Origin of the sequence: Paenibacillus sp. Soil787 (genome assembly GCF_001429545.1) — a bacterium.
Classification (GTDB): domain Bacteria; phylum Bacillota; class Bacilli; order Paenibacillales; family NBRC-103111; genus Paenibacillus_E.
Window position 1 is genome coordinate 693,677 of the sequence record NZ_LMSP01000001.1, and the last position, 22,489, is coordinate 716,165.

Sequence of the window (22,489 nt, forward strand, 5' to 3'; positions counted from 1 at the left end):
TATGGCTGAAACTAGATATATTGGCATTGACGGCGGAGGGACCAAAACGGTTTGCATTCTCGGTGATGCGGAAGGCAGCATTTTGGCTGAAAGCCGCGGAGAATCCAGCAGTGTGAAGTCCCGTCCATGGGAGGATGTTCAGCAAGTTTTGCTCACACTCATCCGGGACGTATTAGACCAATCGGGTACGGACATGTCCCAGTTAGGCGGGATTTTCCTCGGACTTGCTGGGAGTGACCGTCCCGAAGACCGGAAACGAATCAGCGACTGGCTGCAAACGGAATTGCCGGAAGGTGTTCCGATCACCGTCCACAATGATGCAGTGACCGCTCTGGCCGCCGGTACTTGGGGACAGAAGGGCATTGCGCTCATTTCAGGCACAGGCTCGATCGCTTATGGATTTGATCCAGCGACGGGCGGATTTGTAAGAGTCGGAGGCTGGGGCTATTTACTCGGCGATGAAGGAAGCGGGTTTGATCTTGGGCGGAAAGCGCTTGTTGCAGTTATGCGAGCGTATGACGGTCGAGGTGAGCCTACAGCTTTGACGGAGTTAGTTCTTGAGCGTTGGTCCTTGCAGCACCCGGGGCAATTGATCAACACGATTTATGGCCAGGACAATGTACGGACCATGATTGCGGATGGTTCCAAGCTTGTCATGCGGGCAGCAGCAGATGGAGATCCGATTGCTGTTAAGCTCGTGGAAGAAGCGATTCAAGAGCTAGAAGAACTCGTAAAGACGGTCATAGCCTCCATGGGGGAACAACAGCCGATTGAGGAAAGCGATAGCCATGATCACTTAGTGGGAAAAACAATCCCTCTTGTGATAACGGGGGGCTTATTTTCAGACCAAATGTTCGAAAAACGCTTTATGCAAACACCGTTGATACAGTCCGGCATGTTCGATGTCCGGCTGCTCGAACGCCCGCCAGTAATTGGAGCCTATCTACTTGCCTTACAGGAGCGTGGCTTCGAATTAACGGAAGTCATGAAACAACGAATGGCAGCATTTATCTTCCGTAAATAGATGCTAAGTAACGTATTGATACAAAGGAGGCAAGGTAACGTGGTACAACAAGTGAATCAAGCGGTTACCGAGCAGAGAAATGCAAAGTCTAGTCACCTTGACCGACTGACTGTTCGGGAGATCGTGACGCTTATGAATGAAGAAGACCAAACGGTAGCTCATTCCGTAAACGAAGCTTTACCGCAAATCTCTGCTGCAGCTGAAGCGGTGGTCGAGGCCATGACTCACGGCGGTCGACTATTCTATATCGGTGCTGGAACCAGTGGTCGTCTCGGCGTTCTAGATGCATCCGAATGTCCGCCTACGTTCGGTGTAGAGCCAGAACTTGTGAACGGCATTATTGCTGGAGGCGAAATAGCCATTCGTTCAGCTGTAGAGAACGCCGAAGATGATGAGGAAGCTGGTGTACGTGCGATAGCAGATGTTGCACGGGCTGGTGATGTTGTCGTCGGCATTACAGCAAGCGGAACCGCTCCTTATGTGATTGGCGCCATACGAGAGGCTAACCGGCTGGGTCTATCGACGATCGGCATAAGCTGTAACCGGGATACGCAGCTAAGTAGAGTAGCGAAGTATCCAATTGAGGTGCCTGTCGGGCCTGAGATTATAACAGGATCGACAAGGTTAAAGGCGGGAACTGCGCAAAAAATGGTTCTCAACATGATCTCCACGACCGTGATGATTCAGATGGGCAAGGTGTATGGTAATCTGATGGTAAATGTTCAGGCGACGAATAAGAAGCTCAGGGATCGTACCGTGCGGATTATTCAAGAGGCGACAGGCACAGATGAAGAATCAGCCCGCCGCGTCGGAATGGAAGCCAAGGGAGATGCAAGAGTCGCCATTTTGATGCTGATGTTTGGCGTAAGCCGCGAGAAGGCTTTGGATGCGCTTGTACAAGTAAATGATCATTTCGGTAATGCTGTAAAGCAGCTTGAACAAGCTCAATAAGAAACCATTCTATTTAAACATTATATGCCTAGGCTGATAGTATTCAGTTTAGGCATTTTTTATTATTGTATAGGAAATTATGAAAGATGCCGATCTGTGGATAAGTGTTAAAGAATGAAAATAGAAATGAAAGGGTTTCATGTTGAGAGGCTCGAACCAGCATTACTACCGCCGCGCGAGCTGTCCGTTAAGAGTTGAAAAGGCGCTTACAATATAAGAGGATTTCAAGAATTGGTTGGAACCGTATCCCAGCCCCTCTTCATGAGCCAAAAGTATGCGTTACATAAAAGGACCTGAGGCGGGGCTTTAGGTTTTTTCTCAACACGCCAGTATTGATATGTTTTGGGTTTGGGGTATGCGAAGCTTACCCCTTAGAAGGCAGAAAAGGCTGTCTCGGAGGCCCGGATACAGCGAAATTGGCGCGAGACTCCTTCTATAAGAGTACGATTATGGAAGTACACGGCCCGAGCATTGAAGCTGACGCCGAAGGCCAAATTTCTTTACCGATAGGTCCTTGCGAAATTGTTACCATCGGGATTCAACGATAAGATTAGCTGGAACATTCGGATCGGTAATCAGCATGAAATGAATAGTTCTATTGGAATATTTCCAATGGAATCGGCTCATAAGCTTCGAAAAATGCAATTTCATTGGAAATATTCCAATGAAATCGGATTCCATGCTGCCAAATCTCTACTTTCATTGGAGTTGATCCAATGGGAGTAGGATTCAGGCGCCTGATGTGGTCCGTGGATTGAGTAGTACACTGAGGTATAACACTAAATAGAAGCAAAATAGACCAATCTAAGTCATTCAAACTTTAGGTTGGTCTTTTTTTTGTCTGAATGGATATACCTGATCACGAGTCAGGATTGAACGTCAATCAGAGGCATTTTTTTCCGCTTCGCCTTGAAGGCTAGATAAATACTGGTCGCAACGGCGCCTATGGTACCGCAAATGATATCTGTCATTGTGTCGATTAAGCTACCATTTTGGGAATGGAGACCGAACAGACCATCCGTCGTATACTCGTAGATTTCCCAAACGCCGGCCATGGCGGTGGAAAAGAAAAGGCAAAACCACACGGCAACCTGCGCATTCGGCGCGGCCTCTTTCTCGCCGTTACTTGCTTTCATATAAACTAATAAACCGACGAAGCAAAGAATCAAGCCCGAAAAGAGATGCTCGATTTTATCCAGGTAAGGGATTACTTTATAAAATCCAAACTCGTTTGCCATAAACATGGAGACAAAAATGAACAATAGAACGGAAAACCGCAACGCAGCAAACATTGTTGTTTTTGTGATTTTGACCACGAATCGGATGATCAGCAGTACGGCAACGATCAAAACGGCCTGAAACATTTTTGCAGGAATGCCTTTCAACCAAAAATAAACCAAGCAGACTGCAGCAGTCGCATACAGGGCTAGTTCAAAGAGGTCGTTCCATTTATCTTTGTGTTTTTGCTTTTGCATCTCCATTACTCGCCTCGAATTCCTAAATTAGTCTTTTAAGTAAATATTGAACAAATACATTTTACTCTAAAAACAAGACGCCTCAATCATTTAGGAATAAAAATGTATGTTGGCTCTTCATTCATTGCTCGGGAAATAGCTAAATCGAGTTCCCTCTTTCCATTTCTACCCAAAATCCATCGTCCATATTCCGAATAATTCTGTTTGATCAAGTCATTTTGACGAGAGAGGCATATCTTGACACATATTTAATAAGTAGATATTATAGATATATTAAGTCTGTAATAAGAGAGATTTTGATTGATTTGGCTCACAAAGTAAATACAAGTTTGAGCTAAGTCATTTTTGTAAAGCTATTATAGATATTAAGAATCTATTATGACCTAATTATAATTTTGAATAGGAGATGATCATCATGATTTATGATTGTGCCATTATTGGCGGTGGACCAGCGGGTTTGAATGCAGCACTGGTATTAGGCAGAGCAAGGAGAAGCGTGGCCTTGATTGACAATAATCAGCCTAGAAATGCCGTAACGCACGCTTCTCATGGATTTATTACGCGAGATGGCATGGCACCGGCCGAATTCAGACGTATTGCCTATGAAGAAGTGCTGCGTTATCCGTCAGTTAATCAATGGCGAACCGAGGTTACTTCTGTTAACAAGACCGAATATGGATTTGAGATGTTCACTTTATCTGGTTTTAGCGTTCAATCGCGAAAACTGATTTTGGCCACGGGTGTAAAGGAAATTTTTCCCGAGATCGAAGGTTTTTATCCGTTATATGGGAAAAGTTTGTTTAATTGTCCCTACTGTGACGGCTGGGAGCTTCGGGATCAACCGCTTGTTGTTGTCTCCGAGTTTCCGACTGCTTTCCATACGGCTAAACTTCTTCTCAATTGGAGTAAGGACGTGGTACTATGCACGAACGGTCATGCATCATTGTCGGATCAGCAAAAAGAATGGCTTGAATCGAAGGGAATTAAGGTCATGGAACAACCAATTACGGCCTTTATCGGTCAAAATGGATTGCTTGAACAGGTCCGATTTACAGATGGTACTCATATCCTGAGAGCCGGTGGATTCGTTACCCCTAAATTTGTGCCAAAAGCAACATTTGGAGAAAGCTTGGGCTGCGAAATGACGGAATTAGGTGGAATTAAGACGGATGAGTTTGGAAGAAGTTCGGTCACGGGTTTATTTGCCGCCGGAGATGCGTCGTATTTCATGCCTTCGCAATTAATTTATGCTGCGGCCGACGGCAGCAAATCGGCTGTTGGTGTGAATATGGATTTGATGGAGGAATTCATCTCATGACCGTTTTTAGTTCGGCGATTGGGTGACACCTAAAAATCGTATTGTTTTTCAGTCATGTTTAAGTACCGCCATATGACTAACCGTCGTATGGCGGTTTTTTAACCACAGAAAGTATAAGTTTTCTGTTTCCGAAAACCGCTTTCTTATGTGGTCACACCAGTCCCCTAACCGTAAACCGCTCAACCGTCTATTTCCGTATCGATTCTCCAATATAGCCTCTTCTTCTGCAAGTAGCCAAAATATTAATGTTCACCCACCTGTGAACATATTCTTGATGATCTACCTGCCCTCGCACTCAACTTTCTACTATATACTCCAATAAAGGAGCACATCCATCACATGGCCCAATCACAGGCAAGCCGCATTCATAGTTCTTTTATCTATATCTCAAACTCAACCCGCACCTGGAATCACCAGATTTTCGCGGAACGAGGAGCCTCTATTTCCCGCATTTGTGGTGTAAAAACCGGGAAAACGGCAAAATAGCGGCCACACGTTCCGCGTATCGGCCCCGTATTGGCATAATCCCCGAAATAACGGCTCCTCGTTCCCTATGATCCGCAGATTAGCAGCGTATATGTCCGAAATTACTCCACAGAGTTGGAGTTGATCAGATTTCTTATGCCTTAAGTATGACGACATATATGACGTCATATATAAATATAAAGCGCTATTATAAGGGCGAATAATGATATTTCTGTGAACTTTAAAATATATATTGTACATTATATAACCTTGTGATACATTTATGACATACTAAATAACGTATTAACGAATTGGAGGATGGAGATGCGAGTTGGAATTAGTGGTACAGGTAGAATCGGGAGGCTATGTCTGAGAAAAGCATTGTCCGACAAACAGCAGGAGTTTGAAGTCAATGTGATCAACTCAACAAGCCCCATTCATGTATTAGCCCATTTGTTGAAATATGACTCGGTTCATGGCACTTGGGATGCGAAAATTGATGTGTTAAATGACAACTTAATGAAGATTAACGGAAAGCTGATTTCCGTCATTTGTGAAAGAGAACCTGATTTATTGCCGTGGGAGGATTATGGTGCCCAATTGGTTGTGGATGCAACTGGAAAGTTCAATCATCGGCATGGCGCTGAACGACATTTATTTGCTGGAGCCAAGAAGGTTTTGATTACTGCACCAGGGACGAACATGGACCTCACGGTCGTCATGGGAGTGAATGAAAAGAATTATGATCCGAAGCAGCATCGTTTGGTATCTGCAGCTTCCTGTACAACCAACTGTATCGCACCAGTTCTACATATTCTAGATGAAGCGTTTTCAGTCAAACAGGGTTGGATGACAACGGTACATGCTTTTACGAATGATCAAAATCATATGGATAACCCGCATAAAGATCTTCGACGCGCAAGGGCATGTACAAATTCGATTATTCCGACTTCGACTGGCGTGGGAAAAGCTCTAATCGATGTGATTCCTCATCTCGCATCGCAAATTCAAGGCGTCTCCGTTCGCGTACCAACACAAGATGTTTCTCTGTTAGATCTTCAAGTAGTGGTCGGCCGTAAAGTTAGCGTTGATGATGTGAAGTCCGCCATCAAGAAGGCGATTGCCGGGCTAATAGGAACGTTTGTTGACTACAATGAATTGCCGCTTGTTTCTGCGGATTATATAGGTAATGAGAAATCTGCCATCATCGACGGTCTTAGCATTATGACGTTCGAAAACCAAATTAAGCTGCTGGCCTGGTATGACAACGAATGGGGTTACACAAACCGAGTTATTGATTTAGTAGCTCATATGTCACGTGCTGAAAGCACACAACTAAAGGAGGAAACGAAATGTCTAACACAAACCATGTAACAATGGCGGCCATTCATCGGTATGATCTTGGTGTTATCATTTGTAAATCATGTAATGAAGTGATTGCAACGTTACCTACGGACGGATACAAAAAATTCTATGGCTTGTGTAATTCAGCCCAATGTCTCGAAAAAAATAAGGAGGCTAACAAGTGATGATTCAGAAACAAGTGGTACCCTTTCAGGAGGGAAATGCTTCAATGAAAGCTTTATTGGGAGGAAAGGGGGCCAATCTCGCTGAGATGACTCGTGCTGGGCTTCCTGTACCACCGGGTTTCACCATTACAACAGAGGCCTGCTTAGCTTTTTTTAAGGTTGGTAATCGGATCTCAGAGGGATTGCTTGAACAAATTGCAGAAGCTCTCAAGCAGTTAGAGAAACAAAAGGGACAAACGTTCGGAGATGCCAACAATCCACTTCTTGTTTCCGTACGATCCGGTTCTGTGTCTTCGATGCCGGGTATGATGGATACCATTTTGAATCTAGGTCTCAACGACTTAACTGTTCAAGGGTTGGCAGCGCTAACAAACAATGAAAAGTTCGCTTACGATTGCTACCGTCGTTTAATGCAGATGTTTGGAAACGTGGTCCTTGGCATTGAAGCCTACCATTTCGAGCAGCTGCTGCACCGTTTAAAAGAGAAAGAGGGCGTCCATCAAGATCAGGATGTTACAGCTGGCGGTTGGAAGCGTCTTATTGAAGATTACAAAGCGTGCATTCTGGCTAAAACAGGCCAAGCTTTTCCTCAGCATGTCTATGAGCAGTTGCGATTAGCTGTTGAGGCCGTATTCAAGTCATGGAACAATCAAAGAGCTCAGATTTACCGCAAAATAAATCGGATTCCTGATGAGCAAGGGACAGCTGTGAACATTCAGAGCATGGTATTTGGCAATATGGGCAGCAGCTGCGGCACAGGGGTTGTCTTTACGAGAAACCCATCCACGGGTGAGAATACATTTTTTGGTGAATACCTGATTAATGCACAGGGGGAAGATGTCGTTGCAGGCATCAGAACACCGCTGGCGATCGCCGCGCTGCAAAGCGAAATGCCTCTGATTTATGAGCAGTTGTTCCAGGCATCCAAACAGTTAGAGAAGCATTACAAAGATATGCAGGATATTGAATTTACGGTGGAAAATAATAAGCTATACCTGCTGCAAACGCGTAACGGGAAACGAAATGCCCAAGCTGCGCTAAAGATTGCCGTCGATTTAGTCCATGAAGGATTATTGACTAAGCAGGAAGCCGTTGAGCGCATCGAAGTGTCGCATCTTGATCAGCTGCTGCATAGAGGTATCAATGAAGAGGCTGTAAAGGATGTGTTGGCCAAAGGACTTCCGGCTTCGCCTGGCGCAGCGGTTGGTCAGCTTGTGTTTGATGCTGACACAGCTGCAGAATGGAACCGTGCCGGCAAGACGGTCATTCTGGCAAGAAACGAAACAACACCCGAAGATATTCATGGCGTGATTGCATCGGAAGGTGTGCTCACGAGCCGCGGAGGGATGACGAGCCATGCCGCTGTTGTGGCAAGAGGAATGGGTAAACCTTGCGTGTGCGGCTGCGAAGAAGTTCGAATTGTGCTGGATGAGAAGCGGATGTTGGCGGGAAGCAGAGTCGTAGAAGAAGGCGATTGGATTACGTTAGATGGCGCAACCGGACGCGTTATTGTCGGTGCAATGCCATTGCGGGAAGCCAGAATGACGGATGAGCTTCTCGTTATGCTGAAGTGGGCGGATGAGATTCGTACGCTGAAAGTATACGCGAATGCAGATAATCCGGAAGATGCGAAAATTGCCAGACAGCTGGGAGCTCAAGGGATCGGTTTATGCCGAACAGAGCATATGTTTTTCTCGCCAACTCGTCTGCCTGTTGTTCAACGTATGATCCTCGCGGATGACAAAGAGGAACGCTTGAAGGCTCTTGCACAGCTGCTTCCCATGCAGAAGTCAGATTTTGAAGGCATGTTCGAGGAAATGGATGGTCTCCCCGTAACGATTCGGTTGCTGGATCCGCCTTTGCATGAGTTTTTGCCCAACCTCGAAGATCTGCAAAAGAGACATGCGGAGCTGACTTTTGGTAATGGTGGGTCAGACATAGAAAGAGATGAGAACGCTCACCTTCTCCGCAAAGTGCAAGCTCTCCATGAGGCTAACCCAATGCTAGGACAGCGGGGCTGCAGATTAGGAATTGTCTATCCGGAGATTTATGATATGCAGATAGAGGCCATCTTCCGTGCAGCTTCAGGTTGTATCGAGAGAGGTATCCGAGTTCTTCCAGAAATCATGATTCCACTCGTGGGCCATGCCAATGAACTGAAAATTTTGAGGGAGCTTGTTGATTTTGTTGCGGAACAAGTGCTGGGGAAAGATAAACTGAGAGATTGTCCGTACAAGGTCGGGACTATGATTGAGGTTCCGCGAGCGGCTCTGACTGCGCGCCAAATAGTCGCTTATGCCGATTTCTTCTCTTTTGGCACCAATGACTTGACACAAATGACGTATGGTTATAGCCGCGACGATGCGGAGGGTAAATTTCTATCCCACTATGTCGATCAGAAGCTGCTGCCCCATAATCCGTTTCAAGTGCTTGACACGGAAGGCGTCGGACAATTGATTGACTTAGCCGTGAATGCGGGGAGGCTCGTTAAGCCGTCACTCAAAACGGGCATTTGCGGGGAACATGGCGGAGATAAAGAGTCGATTTTCTTTTGTCACTTGACCGGATTGGATTATGTTAGCTGTTCCCCATACCGAATTCCTTTGGCTCGAATAGCAGCGGCGCAAGCGTTCATCAAGCATGGTGTTCCCGGTGAACAAAAAGTAGCCCAAGCCATTTGATACTGCGAGAAAATAGGTTAAAATTGGGATGAACATGAAAGTTCAGGGAGGGAAATACGATAGAACTTACATCCCGTCAAATGGAAATCATAGAACGCGTAAAAAAACATGCGCCAATTACCGGCGAAAACCTAGCAGAAATGCTCGGAATCGCCCGTCCTACCATTCGTTCCGACCTTGCTCTGCTAGTTATGCTAGGTTATTTGGATGCGAAGCCGAAGGTTGGTTATTTTCTCGGCAAAACGCTGGAGCGTGAAGAATCTTCGTACAAAAAGCTTGATGGCATTTATGTGAAAGATGTGATGGGCTTACCTGTCGTTCTTCAAGAAACAGCTACGGTGAATGATGCCGTCGTCTCTCTGTTTCTTGAGAATGTGGGTACCCTGATGATTGTGAGCAGTAATCGGGCATTAGTTGGCATTGTCTCTAGAAAAGATTTGTTAAAGGTAACATTAGGCAATGCGAGTGCTCCTTCCATGCCGATTAGTCTTGTGATGACGAGACACCCGAACATCGTTACCGTAAGTCCGGAGGACCACGTCATTGATGCCGCACGAAAAATGATTCATCATCAAGTTGATAGCCTGCCCGTTGTGAGTTTGGAACCTGAACAAGACCAGTATGCCGTTATTGGACGAATCACGAAAACAACCATGACCAAATTAATGTTGGAACTAGCTGCGAATTAGGAGGTATTCACGGGTGGAGGAGAAAGTCCATACGATATTCGTTTGTTCGGACTCGGTTGGGGAAACCGCAAACACGGTAGTTCAAGCGACAATTCGTCAGTTTAACGCTAGTCAAGTTCATGTTAGACGTTTTGGAACGATGCGTACGGAGGAAGAAATCCGAAGTATGATGGAGGAAGCTTCCAGACTTGGCAGTTTTGTTGTTTACACGCTCGTTCTTCCGGAATTAAGAGAGATGATGCGTCAAGAAGCGATTCGCTTGAACGTGACCAGCATAGACATCCTTGGTCCTGTTATGCAGGCATTCATTGATACTTTTAATGATTCTCCCAAAAGGAAAGCAGGGTTACTGCACCAAATGGACGAAGAATATTATAAGCGGGTCGAAGCGATCGAGTTTGCGGTTAAAAGCGATGACGGAAAAGACACGAGCGCTTTAAAACAAGCTCATATTGTTCTACTAGGTGTTTCAAGGACGTCGAAAACACCGCTAAGTATTTATTTAGCACATAAAGGGTACAAAGTAGCTAACTATCCATTAGTGCCGGAAGTAAAGCCGCCGCAAGGGTTGTTTACACTTAACAAAAGCAAAATGATCGGATTGACGATGAGCGCTGAGCAGCTTGTGAAGATCCGTACAGAACGGCTGAAAGCTGTTGGGCTGCCTTTTGGCGCTAAGTATTCAGCATTAGAAAGAGTGGCGGAAGAGCTGGAGTATGCATTCGGATTGTATAAGCAGCTTGGATGTACAGTGATCGATGTTACTGAAAAAGCAATAGAGGAAACGGCGGGTATTATACTGGACGCCATGTAACCGCGGAATACTGGTTTAATTATAGAATTACTTAAACGATAACGAACTTTAGAAGCGATTCTAGAGGCTCGTTTTTTTTTTTTTTTTTGCTATTTTATTTCCGGTCGTTAGGCCGTCGTTTCAAGCCGCTTAAACTGATCGGTTTTTCAATTTCCGCATAGTTATCATCGATATCTGTACGAATCGAATTCAATAGATGAAGAGCGTGGCTTCTTTCGTCGTATTCAGGAATCAATTGGATCAATTCTTCCAATCGTTTTAATCTCGTTTCTGTAACAAATCTCATTAGTGAAGCTCCTTTGTTTAGATCCTGTATCCTATAATATTCGTCTATGACTGTTAATATCGGTCTATACTTTTAACATCCGGTAAAAGGTTTTTATCCCTTTATCAATATTACTGATAGATCACATAAGATCATTCTAATTGACCAATTTCGACATACATGATAGTTTCAAGAGAGTGAAAATAATGCGAAAAATGTATAATAGGAATTACTATCATTGCAGGCTATGAGAGGTGGATATTCTTGGTACTTCAAGTAACAAACAGTCCTTTTAATCAGGAACAAGTAGAATTGCTTAATCGATTACTTCCTACACTAACGGAAACACAACGAATCTGGCTGAACGGGTATCTTGCGGCAATTCAGGGGTCAGCAGTTGTGACGACTCCGGGTGCAGCGCCTGTGGCTCCCTTAGCAACTTTGGCGGCGAATGCGCCGGTAATCTCTAAAGAGGTGACTGTACTCTTCGGATCACAGACGGGTAAATCTCAAGGGTTAGCGAAGAAAATGTCCAAAAAGCTTGAAGAGCAAGGTTTTCAGGTAACGCTCTCCTCGATGGCAGACTTCAAACCTAATAACTTGAAAAAGGTTCAAAACTTGCTTGTTCTAGTGAGTACCCACGGAGAAGGAGATCCACCGGATAACGCGATTTCCTTCCATGAGTTTCTTCATAGCAAGAGAGCTCCTAAACTTACAGATCTGCGGTTTTCCGTGCTTTCACTTGGAGATACTTCTTACGAGCTATTCTGCCAAACTGGTAAAGATTTCGACAAACGTTTGGAAGAGCTGGGCGGCAAACGCCTTGCGCCGCGCGTTGACTGTGACGTGGATTTCGATGAGCCGGCTGAAGAGTGGATGAGTTCCGTATTAGACTCTTTAAGTGAAGCTTCAGCGGTCTCAACTGTTGTAAGTGGTGCCTCAGCGGCTGTTGAAAGCGGTACTGAATCCGAATATTCGAGAACAAATCCGTTCCAAGCTGAGGTTCTTGAGAACTTGAATCTGAATGGCCGTGGATCGGACCGCGAAACCCGCCACGTTGAGATCTCCCTTGAGGGAGCCAATCTTCAATATGAACCTGGTGACTGCTTAGGCATCTATCCGGAGAACCACCCTCGCCTTGTGGACGAATTGATCGAAGCCATGGGTTGGAAAGCCGAAGAGCAAGTTACAATTAATAAGAACGGCGAGAAACGTTCATTGCGCGAGGCACTGCTTCGTAATTTTGAAATTACGGTACTGACGAAGCCGTTAATGGAGCAAGTGGCAAAGCTTACTTCAAGCAATGGGCTGCAAGAATTGTTGGCTGCAGGACGTGAGCAAGATCTTAAAGCATACATCAGTGGGCGGGATTTATTAGATTTGGTGCAGGATTACTCCCTTAAGGGCGTACCTGCAGGCGAATTCGTAGCGATCCTTCGGAAAATGCCTGCTCGACTTTACTCAATCGCAAGCAGTTCCAAGGCTTTCCCGGATGAAGTTCATGTTACCGTCCGCACGGTTCGTTATGAAGCCCGAGGAAGAGAACGTTACGGCGTGTGCTCCGTGCAACTGGCTGAGCGAATCACATCCGGCGAAACGCTGCCAGTTTACATTCAAAACAACCCGAACTTCAAGCTTCCCGAGAACCCGGATACACCGATCATTATGATCGGACCTGGCACGGGCGTCGCTCCGTTCAGAGCCTTTCTCGGAGAAAGAGAAGAGACTGGGGCCGAAGGCAAATCATGGCTCTTCTATGGTGATCAGCATTTCTCCACAGATTTCCTTTATCAGGTTGAATGGCAGAAATGGCTTAAGGATGGCGTGTTGACCCGTATGGATGTTGCGTTCTCCCGTGATACCGACCAGAAAGTATATGTCCAGCATAGGATGCTTGAGAAGAGCGCTGAGCTCTATAAATGGCTTCAAGAAGGTGCAAGCGTGTACGTATGTGGTGACGAAAAGAAAATGGCACACGACGTTCATGCCACTCTGGCAACAATTATTGAGCAAGAGGGCGGATTTAGCCCGGAAGAAGCAGCGGAGTATTTGACCCGTATGCAACAGCAAAAACGTTATCAGAGGGATGTTTACTAAGTTCAGATCCCAAAGATCGCGAGAGGAGAAAGGCCAATATGTCAGAAAATAATTTACTTTCAAAGAACAGTGCGCCGCACAGCGAAGTCGAGCACATTAAAACTAGAACCAATTACTTGCGTGGGAGTCTCGAAGATACGCTGAAAGATGCAATTACGGGGTCCATCCCTGAGGATGATAACCGTTTGATGAAGTTTCACGGAAGCTATATGCAGGACGACAGGGATCTGCGCAATGAACGGCAAAAGCAGAAGCTGGAGCCGGCTTATCAGTTCATGCTTCGTGTGCGTGCCGCTGGCGGAATCGTTACACCAGAGCAATGGTTGATGATGGATCAGGTCGCACAGAAGTATGCAAACGGAACGATCCGTCTGACGACGCGTCAATCTTTCCAGCTTCACGGTGTGTTGAAGTGGAATTTGAAGAAGACGATCCGTGAAGTGAATGATTCGTTGTTAAGTACGCTGGCTGCGTGCGGTGACGTTAACCGTAACGTCATGTGTAATCCGAATCCTTACCAGTCGGAAGTTCATGCTGAAGTATACGAATGGGCAAGCCGCGTTAGCAACCATCTTGATCCACAGACCAAAGCCTATCACGAGATCTGGCTTGACGGCGAAAAAGTAGTGGACAGTCAAGACGGCGTTGAACAAGAGCCGATCTATGGAAAGGTGTATTTGCCGCGTAAGTTCAAAATCGGTATTGCGGTACCACCTTCCAATGATGTGGATGTCTTCTCACAGGATTTGGGTTTCATTGCTATTGTTGAAGATGGACGTCTGAAAGGCTTCAATGTATCTGTAGGTGGCGGCATGGGGATGAGCCATGGCGATCCGTTGACTTACCCGCAAGTAGCTCAAGTGATTGGATTCATCACGCCGGATCAGATGATTGATTTGGCAGAGAAGACGGTTACGATTCAACGTGATTATGGTGATCGCTCTGTGCGAAAACATGCTCGTTTTAAATATACGATTGATGACCGCGGCATTGATTGGTTCGTTGGTGAACTAACCGCTCGTTTAGGCTGGAAGCTGGAAGCAGCGCGTCCATATCATTTTGATCATAATGGAGATCGCTATGGCTGGGTGAAGGGTAGCAACGGGAAATGGCATTTCAACCTGTTTATCCAAAACGGTCGTGTGAAAGACGAAGATAACTACCTGCTGATGACCGGGCTTCGTGAAATTGCCAAAGTGCATAACGGGGACTTCAGACTTACGGCGAACCAGAATCTGGTGATCGGTAATGTGAGCACTCAGAAGAAGAAAAAGATCGAAGAGCTGATCAAAGAATATGGTCTTACGGATGGACTTCAGTACTCCGCATTGCGCAGAAGCTCTATGGCCTGTGTGTCTCTGCCGACTTGCGGCATGGCGATGGCTGAAGCGGAGCGTTACCTTCCAGAATTAATGGATAAAATCGAGCCGATGTTGGAAGAAGCCGGGTTGAGTGATAAAGAGATCATTATCCGCATGACCGGTTGTCCGAACGGATGCGCCCGTCCAATGCTGGCGGAAATCGCGTTCATTGGTAAGGCACCTGGCAAATACAACATGTATTTGGGCGGTGGGCATTCCGGAAATCGACTGAACAAGCTGTATAAGGAAAACATCGGTGAAGTGGAAATACTGGAGTCGCTGCGACCGATTGTGAATCAATATGCGAAGGAACGGCAAGAAAACGAGCATTTTGGCGATTTTGTCATTCGCGCCGGCTATGTCAAAGAAGTTCGTTCCGGACAAGATTTTCATTCATAAAATCTGGTTTAACCCATTTTAAATATGTTTCCGGAAATTATCGGAAATGCGAAGAAGTGTGTCACTTAGACGCACTTCTTTTTTTTGTGTAGATACGCCAGAAAGTATAAGTTTCGAGGTAGAGCATGAGGATCTCCCTTTCTAATTATTTTGGTAAATTTGGTAGTAGAGAGAGAAGGTATACTAGCGCACAAAAATTGTGCGCAAGGTCGTCGGATCGGTCGCGACCGGACGCTAGCGCACAAAAATTGTGCGCAAGGTCGTCTGATTCGTCGTGACCGGATGCTAGAGCACGGTAGTGCTTCTTTCAAAAAATCCTATTGTAATTTTGCATAACTTTAAGTGAATTATCTATTTATCAGGTCGTGAAGTACACGCCGAATGCTCCGGAAATTCATTTCCGGAGCATTCGGTTATTGTTTTCATCTGTTTTTAGTAATTCCTGATTTTACACCAAATAAAGTAGATGGTTCGAGTACTAAATTAATTTCGAATATTCCTTGACAGGAATATTCCAATTAGGGTATATTGTTATTAGAAGTTAAATAACTTGTTAACGAAACGAGGTGGCCTGACTTGACTAGAAGTGGAACTGGAACTGGAACTGGAACTGGAACTGGAACTGGAACTGGAACTGGAACTGGAACTAGAAATCATCATCATGGATAATACAACATTTATCGCACTGGCCGAACCCAACCGTTTACGCATTGTTGAGCTCTTGTTAGAAGGTCCCTTGACTGTAGGGGATATCGCCGATGGTCTTGGGCTTCGCCAGCCTCAAGCCTCGAAGCATCTACGTGTACTATTGGAGGCCGGACTAGTCGAGGTGCAGGCAGTCGCCAATCGCCGGAACTACAAACTGCGATTGGAACCATTTCAAGAACTGGACACTTGGCTTGAAACCTACCGCAGTGTCTGGGATGAACGACTTGATGCTCTGAAGAATTACCTTCAGAAGCTGAGAAACAAAGAAAATAAATAAAACCAAATTTTAGGAGGATTTTCAATGTCAAATCAAATGACTACTAAGGTAGAAGGTCAGGTACTAATTTTGGAGCGTGTTTTTAACGCGCCGCGCGAGCTTGTATTCAAAGCATTCACCGAAGCTGAACACCTGAAGCATTGGTGGGGACCTCGCGGTTGGACGCTTACGGTTTGCAACGTCGATTTTCGTTCAGGTGGTATCTGGCATTACTGCATGAAGTGTATCGATCCGAATCAAGGAGATTTCTACGGATATGAATCTTGGGGGAAAGCAGTCTATGGGGAAATCGTTGAGGCGGAGAAAATCGCTTACGTCGATTACTTCTCGGATGCCGAAGGGAATGAAAATGAGGGTATGCCATCGTCTCAGATAACGATGACTTTTGTAGAGCATGAAGGCAAGACCAAGCTTATCAACCGCGCACAATACGAATCTGCTGAAGCGCTCAAAGCCGTCATGGAGATGGGGATGGAGCAAGGAATTACTGAAACTTATGATCGTCTTTCCGAGCATCTGCAATCCATTCAATAATCTCTTATCACGAGGCCGTTCGGCATAGAGCCGGCGGCTTGTTTTTTTCGGAGTTAGTGGGTATAACGATGTAATCTGAGTAAGTGTAGCGATGTTTGCATTTTAACCAGTTAGGCACTCTTCTTGCGAGTGTAGCGATGTTTTTCATCGTTACACTCACTCGTAATCGCTCACACGCAACTTTAACGAGGAAAAACATCGTCTTAGCTTGCATTTTAGCCAGTTAGGCATTCTTCTTGCGACTGTTACGATGTTTTTCATCGTTACATTTACTCATAATCACTCATACGTAACTTTAGCGATGAAAAACATCGTCTCAGTTTGCATTTTAACCAGTGGGGCACTCTTCCTGAAATAATTGAGCCTTTTTATAGGCAATAAAGCGACTTTAACTGGATATATTTCACAATTATCGCGTGAATAACGCAGTTTAGGTTGCTTATTGTTGTTTGAAATACAACTTTGTCGTTCCATACAACCATGTTCGATCTTGTTAGATAACTATCATCAGCAAATGACATGAAGTTGCAAAAAAACAGAAATTTTATTAAATGTTGAAATAATATTTCACAAATTTGTCATAAAGTTTATCGAGCCAATCATTACCTTTTTCAGCATCCTGTTTTATAATAGGTATTATACAAACCATTATTGAACAGAATTGGTGTGAATATCTGATATGGAACTACTATTATTAGAAAAAATCGAAGCATTGCGTACTGAAATGATCGAAGAAGCATATTTACATGGAAGTTTAACGCACGAGAAAGTAGTAGATCTTAGTCAAAAATTAGATGAATATATTGTTAACTTTCAAGAGTTAAAATAATATTACTTACATAGAGAATGGGTCAGGGGATATGCATATGTATATCCTTTTTTTGTTATTTAAAATCTATTAGACTTTTGGTGTTAGTGTTAGTGTTAGTGTTAGTGTTAGTGTTAGTGTTAGTGTTGGTGTTGGTGTTGGTGTTGGTGTTGGTGTTGGTGTTGGTGTTGATGTTGGTATTGGTGTTGGTGGAAGGAAAAGCATCCAAGAACAGAAGAAACGCCGTTTCACCTTCCTCCAGCTTCGTAGTTATTCAAATGGGTTATTCGGGAAACCTATCCTGCCCTCTAGAGAACATCATGAACAAAATTCCGATTGAAAAAGCCACAAGCAGCAAAGGCGCAATCATAAGCAGAAAAAATTCCATCCTTATCACCCTTTCTTGGTGGGATTCCCTCGCACATATTCAGCGTCGAACAGGAACAGTCGCATTAGTAAAACAAGTGATGGAATAAGCAGACATAGTCCTGCAAGGAAAACGACAATTAGGGAGATAGCCATCGCATCGTTCGTGAAATTTTGGTGAATGGTAATGAACGGATAAAGGATATACGGCAAGTGGGAAGCTCCATATCCGAAGATAGCAAAAGCGAATTGCAGCATGACAAGAATAAATGCCCAGCCAAAGCTTTTTCGTTTATAAACCAGATAGACGGCAGCTATGAAGCATAGTAAGGAAGCAATGAACATCCAAGACAGATCAAGCATAGCCTGGAAATGCTCCGGATTGTGCCAGCGAATAGCGAAAAAAACAAATATACTGCACACGATTGTTGGCGGACTCCAACCTAGTGCGTATCCCCGGACGATTTCAAGTGCTTCATAGTCCTGCGCTTTGTTGGCATAGTAGGAAAGAAACATCGCAGAAATGTAAAGTACGCTGACAAGTGCAAGGAGCACGACCGACCAGGAATAAGAGCTTGTGAAGAGCTTGCCAAAGTGTAAAATAACCTTGCCATTCTCCTCTGTCATATAGCCACCCTCTGATATCGTCAGGACGGTAGATAAGGAAGCAGGAATGAGGAGGCCGGTAGCTCCATATAAAAAGGTATACAAGTGGCTTTGTTTTTGCATTTGTCCATAAATACTAAAAGCATAATAAGAGCCGCGTATGGCAAGTAGAACAATCGCGATGCTGCCAGGCACCAAAAGGGCTGTTCCAAAGTAATACGAGCTATCTGGAAAAAAGCCGACTATACCGACAAAGAAGAAAACAAGGAAAACATTCGTAACCTCCCATACGGGTGATAGGTAACGTTTGATGATGTTTTCAACCAGATGTTTTTTTCCGGTAGCGTAGGAGTAATAACTGAAGAAGCCTGCCCCGAAATCAATGGAAGCAACGATCAAATAGCCGTACAGAAATATCCATAAGACCGTAATGCCAATTAACTCATACTTCACTGTGTAGGTCCCCCTTCAATGCCTCTGCTCTTGAGTTCATCTTGTACATCGCTGTTCGTGAACATTTTCCTAAGCACTTTGACCAAAGTTAACCCAATCGCTACATATAGGATGCAGAACAAAAGGAGCATCAGATCCACATGTGTGGAGGTGGTCGCTCCATGGACGGTCTTCATATAACCTCGAAGGATCCAAGGCTGTCTGCCTACCTCCGCATAAATCCAACCCAATTCAATCCCCAAAATGGCAAGGGGGCCTGAAAGGATGATCAACCTCAACACCCAACTTGGATATTGGATACTTTTTAATTTGTAAACCATCCAAACAGTTAGCATAGAAAGTACCGTAAGGAAGATGCCTATCGTGACCATCGAATCAAAGTAATAATGAACAATAAGAGGGGGCCGCTCATCAACAGGTGTTTCATTTAAGCCCTGAACGACCGAATTCGGGTTATCGTGAGCTAGAATGCTTAGGGCGAATGGGATTTTAAACCCGTATTTAATCTGATGATCTTCTGTTAAAATCCCACCTAGAACAAGCGGCACCTGTTTAGCCGTTTCAAAATGCCATTCAGCGGCAGCCAGCTTCTCGGGTTGGTATTTAGCCAAAAATTTCCCGGAGAGATCTCCAATCAGTGCAGTTGACATTGAAAAAATAAGAGCAGCGACCATCGTTAGCTTGAGCGCTTTGCGGTGATAAAGCGAATCGCGCTTCTTAAGCAAAGCAGCGCCGGCAATCGCCGCAAGGACGAAGGAGCTTGTCATATAAGCCGAAGAAAGCACATGTGCTACCTTCGTTGGGGTAGCGGGATTGAACATAGCTATAAGCGGCTGAATGTTTGTAATGGAGCCGTTCTCTAGCTTAAAACCCTGCGGGGTATTCATAAACGCGTTAACAGTAGTGATAAAAAAAGCAGACGCTGAAGATCCGAGCATGACCGGAATGCTGAGCAGGAAATGAGTGATAGGCTTGCGGAAGCGATCCCAAGTGTATAGATAGATGCCTAAGAAGATAGCTTCAAAGAAAAAGGCGAAGGTCTCCATAAACAAAGGCAAAGCAATCGCTTGGCCGGCAACACGCATAAAGCTCGGCCACAGCAGGCTCAGCTGTAGACCTATCGCGGTTCCAGTGACAACACCAACAGCGACGGTTATGACGAAGCCGCGGGCCCAACGCCGCGCAAGAAGTATGTAGTAAGGATCGTTTCGTTTAATGCCAGTCCATTCGGCGAATGCGATCATGATGGGAATACCGACACCTACGGTAGCGAAGATAATATGGAAGGCGAATGTGAGCTCTGTGAGCATTCGGCTGTAAAGCACGGGATCATAGGACATATGTGATGTACTCCTTTTCAACTTAAAATTGCTTGGGATATCAGTTAGTGCGAATTTGCGAACATTTGTCGGAGCCAGGAAAGAAGCATGAGAGAAGCAATAAGGATGCAGAGCCATATTAACCATTTCTCTTGCTTTTTGTACTTATCTATTTGATTCACCTACTGTACGGGTCAGAATGAATGGTTACACCCTATTAGAATGCCAATATAATGAAATTTTACTCTGAGTAAGATGAAAACCCTCAGGCAATATGCCTGAGGGTTTTTCGTTCGAATTCCTATGGAAGCCGATATTATGTCACTAATATGTTCAGTGTTCGATTGCAACACTTGCATTCTTGGTTCGGAATTGCACGTGGTAGAAGAGCAAGATCCCCACATGCAATGCGGCAAGAATGAGATAAAAATTACTGAATAGGTAACTGTTCGGATCGACATTTAATGGATTCCAATGCATGGATGAACCCTGTGCGGCAACAATTCCGTAAACGCCTGCAGCTATTCCTTGAGCAATAAAACTGACCATCGAGAAAAGTCCCATACCAACTCCAATCTGATCTTTGGGCAATGATCTTGAAATGGAATTGGACATGGCAATTTGCAAGAAAGATTGGCCTACGTTTCCGAATATCAAAAAGAATGAAATCCATAGCGGCGAGATGCCTGTAAAGATGGACAATAAGACAAAACAAAAAATTAAAGAACCGGATGCAACAGAGAATAGATAGGAATTGCCCTTCAGATCCGCCAGTTTTCCGCCTTTTCGCCCCAGAAGGGCGGAGGCTGCTGCCGCAGGGACCATGGCGAAACCGATCCAATTCGAACCAAGATGATAAACTTGTGAAAACAGAATCGGGGTTAAGAAGTACAAGGAAACGCCTATGCCACTTATGAGAAACGTCAGCGTTATTGCTATGGTATACTTCTTGTTACGAAACAATCGAGGTTGGATAAAGGGGTCTTCGACGGTACGAATTCGAACGATGAAGAGGATTAAGGTCGCTAAACCGACAACCAAATACCACCAGGTTCGATTCGTGACCCCTAGCAGAAGCAGGGCAATGGATGCGGCGAGCAAGCTTCCGCCAAGCCAATCGAATTTACGCGGAGCTTGTTTCTCTTCATGCTCGAGATATTTTCGATACAACGGCAGCAGTAACAAAATCAATAGGGAAGGCAGAAACAGCCATCTCCAATTCACAAAGCTGACGATAGTAGCGGAAAAAACTGGCGCAAGAGCGCTTCCGAGCGCAAGCCCGACGGCTGTCATGCTTAATGCGGAGCCTCTCTTCTCAGGCGCAAAATAACGTACAGGGATAATCAGCGCAATGGCCGGAATAGCCGCAGCCCCCGCAGATTGCAGGCATCTTCCAAGAAGTGCGAACCAGAAGGTTTGGGAAACGAGTCCCATAAGTGAACCCGCCGCAAACAACGTCATTCCGAACGTCAGTAGGCTCTTCAGTTGGAATCTGTCCGCCAATTTCCCATAAGTCACAGTTCCAAACGCGTAGATAAGCGTATAGGCGGATGACAGCCAACTCACCTGAGCAAGGGTAAGATGAAACTCCTCGCTGATTTGCGGAAGCACAATGTTAAACATTAAGGCGCTCATCGATGACATCATAACGGTAAACATCAATAATCGCATTAAGATAGGGCCTTTTTGCAGCATGGTTTCAGAATTCATGATTCATCTCTCCTTTTTGGGTATGAATGCAAGCACATACTTGCATTTAATTTATAAAAAAGCTAGGGAGTTAATGCCCTAGCGAATAACCGTACGCTTTCTTCGATAAATTCGTCCAAATCTACGGGGGACATGCTGCTATTGAACGCACCATTATTCATCAACATGAAAGCATATGCGTGGATATCAGGTTTTGAACTGATCACTTTACCTTGCTCCGACATGGAAACCAAATAATTCGTTATAAGCTTCTTAAGTTCCTGAGGATGGCGGTGGGCCTCCTGATATACTTCTGGAGGGAGGCTGCTGCTTCCTTTTTGAATGATCTGAAACAGTTTTCTATTCCGATTCATGAGATTATGATACTTTCGACTGATGATAAGAAGGTCCTCATGCAGCTCGCCTGTCAGAGATTCGTTAAAAAGCCTTGTCATCTCTAAGGCATAATGATAACGATTGAAGGCAGCCGTAAGCAGCTTCTCTTTCGTGCCGAAATGGCGAAATAATGTGACTTCGTTCACTCCGGCCGCCGCAGCGATTTCCTTGGTCGTCGTACCATCATAACCTTTTTCTGCCATGAGATTGATTGTGGCTAACAGAAGTTTATCACTTGTACTTGGATTGTTGCTCATTGATCTAC

The 22,489-nt window shown here is 44.9% G+C and carries 20 protein-coding genes; 13 read left to right on the forward strand and 7 right to left on the reverse strand.

What is annotated here, in order from left to right:
• The first annotated feature begins 1 nt into the window (after position 1).
• Entirely contained in the window at positions 2-1,024 is a 1,023-nt protein-coding gene (locus tag ASG93_RS02730) for an N-acetylglucosamine kinase (protein ID WP_056828567.1), read from the forward strand.
• 39 nt (positions 1,025-1,063) lie between these two features.
• Entirely contained in the window at positions 1,064-1,975 is a 912-nt protein-coding gene (gene murQ / locus ASG93_RS02735) for an N-acetylmuramic acid 6-phosphate etherase (RefSeq protein WP_056828569.1), read from the forward strand.
• A gap of 866 nt (positions 1,976-2,841) precedes the next feature.
• Here the strand turns inward: murQ and ASG93_RS02740 are convergent.
• Complete coding sequence (locus ASG93_RS02740) at positions 2,842-3,450, reverse strand: hypothetical protein (RefSeq protein ID WP_156410767.1); 609 nt, start codon at positions 3,448-3,450, stop codon at positions 2,842-2,844.
• Between the two features lie 415 nt (positions 3,451-3,865).
• Here ASG93_RS02740 and ASG93_RS02745 point away from each other — a divergent pair, with 415 nt between their 5' ends.
• The 6 genes from ASG93_RS02745 to ASG93_RS02765 all read left to right on the forward strand — a co-directional run bounded on the left by ASG93_RS02745 (position 3,866) and on the right by ASG93_RS02765 (position 10,946).
• Positions 3,866-4,768, forward strand: coding sequence for an NAD(P)/FAD-dependent oxidoreductase (locus ASG93_RS02745; protein ID WP_056828573.1), 903 nt, complete (start codon positions 3,866-3,868; stop codon positions 4,766-4,768).
• Between the two features lie 783 nt (positions 4,769-5,551).
• Positions 5,552-6,607 carry a type I glyceraldehyde-3-phosphate dehydrogenase gene (gene gap / locus ASG93_RS02750; protein ID WP_056828575.1) on the forward strand — a complete coding sequence of 352 codons (1,056 nt, stop codon included), beginning with the start codon at positions 5,552-5,554 and terminating at the stop codon, positions 6,605-6,607.
• Positions 6,586-6,762 carry a GapA-binding peptide SR1P gene (locus tag ASG93_RS33765; RefSeq protein WP_082614664.1) on the forward strand — a complete coding sequence of 59 codons (177 nt, stop codon included), beginning with the start codon at positions 6,586-6,588 and terminating at the stop codon, positions 6,760-6,762. The genes gap and ASG93_RS33765 overlap by 22 nt, the downstream gene beginning before the upstream one ends.
• Positions 6,762-9,443: a pyruvate, phosphate dikinase gene (ppdK, locus tag ASG93_RS02755; RefSeq protein WP_056828577.1), complete on the forward strand. Its 2,682-nt coding sequence runs from the start codon at positions 6,762-6,764 to the stop codon at positions 9,441-9,443. Before ASG93_RS33765 ends, ppdK begins: the two co-directional genes overlap by 1 nt.
• A gap of 80 nt (positions 9,444-9,523) precedes the next feature.
• Entirely contained in the window at positions 9,524-10,132 is a 609-nt protein-coding gene (locus ASG93_RS02760) for a helix-turn-helix transcriptional regulator (RefSeq protein ID WP_056828579.1), read from the forward strand.
• Positions 10,133-10,145: 13 nt separating this feature from the next.
• On the forward strand, positions 10,146-10,946 hold the full coding sequence (locus ASG93_RS02765; RefSeq protein WP_047679976.1) for a pyruvate, water dikinase regulatory protein: 801 nt from the start codon (positions 10,146-10,148) through the stop codon (positions 10,944-10,946).
• 94 nt (positions 10,947-11,040) lie between these two features.
• On the opposite strand, the gene ASG93_RS02770 is transcribed toward ASG93_RS02765, so the two are convergent.
• Positions 11,041-11,232, reverse strand: coding sequence for a hypothetical protein (locus tag ASG93_RS02770; RefSeq protein WP_056828581.1), 192 nt, complete (start codon positions 11,230-11,232; stop codon positions 11,041-11,043).
• A gap of 243 nt (positions 11,233-11,475) precedes the next feature.
• On the opposite strand from ASG93_RS02770, the gene ASG93_RS02775 reads away from it, so the two are divergent.
• From ASG93_RS02775 to ASG93_RS33770, 5 genes are all read left to right on the forward strand, one after another.
• A complete protein-coding gene (locus ASG93_RS02775) occupies positions 11,476-13,308 on the forward strand; it encodes an assimilatory sulfite reductase (NADPH) flavoprotein subunit (protein ID WP_056828583.1) in 1,833 nt (610 codons plus the stop codon).
• 38 nt (positions 13,309-13,346) lie between these two features.
• The gene (gene cysI, locus ASG93_RS02780) at positions 13,347-15,068 is read left to right on the forward strand and encodes an assimilatory sulfite reductase (NADPH) hemoprotein subunit (protein ID WP_056828585.1); all 1,722 of its coding nucleotides are present in this window, start codon (positions 13,347-13,349) and stop codon (positions 15,066-15,068) included.
• 661 nt (positions 15,069-15,729) lie between these two features.
• Entirely contained in the window at positions 15,730-16,053 is a 324-nt protein-coding gene (locus ASG93_RS02785) for an ArsR/SmtB family transcription factor (RefSeq protein WP_056829286.1), read from the forward strand.
• A 24-nt stretch (positions 16,054-16,077) separates the two neighbouring features.
• Complete coding sequence (locus ASG93_RS02790; protein ID WP_056828587.1) at positions 16,078-16,587, forward strand: SRPBCC domain-containing protein; 510 nt, start codon at positions 16,078-16,080, stop codon at positions 16,585-16,587.
• A gap of 679 nt (positions 16,588-17,266) precedes the next feature.
• On the forward strand, positions 17,267-17,416 hold the full coding sequence (locus ASG93_RS33770; protein ID WP_082614665.1) for an aspartyl-phosphate phosphatase Spo0E family protein: 150 nt from the start codon (positions 17,267-17,269) through the stop codon (positions 17,414-17,416).
• Between the two features lie 262 nt (positions 17,417-17,678).
• Here the strand turns inward: ASG93_RS33770 and cydS are convergent, their stop codons facing one another.
• The 5 genes from cydS to ASG93_RS02810 form a co-directional block, all read right to left on the reverse strand.
• Positions 17,679-17,783: a cytochrome bd oxidase small subunit CydS gene (cydS, locus tag ASG93_RS37045; protein ID WP_414858833.1), complete on the reverse strand. Its 105-nt coding sequence runs from the start codon at positions 17,781-17,783 to the stop codon at positions 17,679-17,681.
• A 5-nt stretch (positions 17,784-17,788) separates the two neighbouring features.
• Positions 17,789-18,820, reverse strand: a complete 1,032-nt coding sequence (locus ASG93_RS02795) for a cytochrome d ubiquinol oxidase subunit II (protein WP_056828589.1) — start codon at positions 18,818-18,820, stop codon at positions 17,789-17,791.
• Complete coding sequence (locus ASG93_RS02800; protein ID WP_056828591.1) at positions 18,817-20,160, reverse strand: cytochrome ubiquinol oxidase subunit I; 1,344 nt, start codon at positions 20,158-20,160, stop codon at positions 18,817-18,819. Before ASG93_RS02800 ends, ASG93_RS02795 begins: the two co-directional genes overlap by 4 nt.
• Positions 20,161-20,472: 312 nt before the next feature.
• Positions 20,473-21,849, reverse strand: a complete 1,377-nt coding sequence (locus tag ASG93_RS02805) for an MFS transporter (RefSeq protein WP_056828593.1) — start codon at positions 21,847-21,849, stop codon at positions 20,473-20,475.
• A 62-nt stretch (positions 21,850-21,911) separates the two neighbouring features.
• The gene (locus ASG93_RS02810; RefSeq protein ID WP_056828595.1) at positions 21,912-22,481 is read right to left on the reverse strand and encodes a TetR/AcrR family transcriptional regulator; all 570 of its coding nucleotides are present in this window, start codon (positions 22,479-22,481) and stop codon (positions 21,912-21,914) included.
• Positions 22,482-22,489 lie beyond the last annotated feature (8 nt).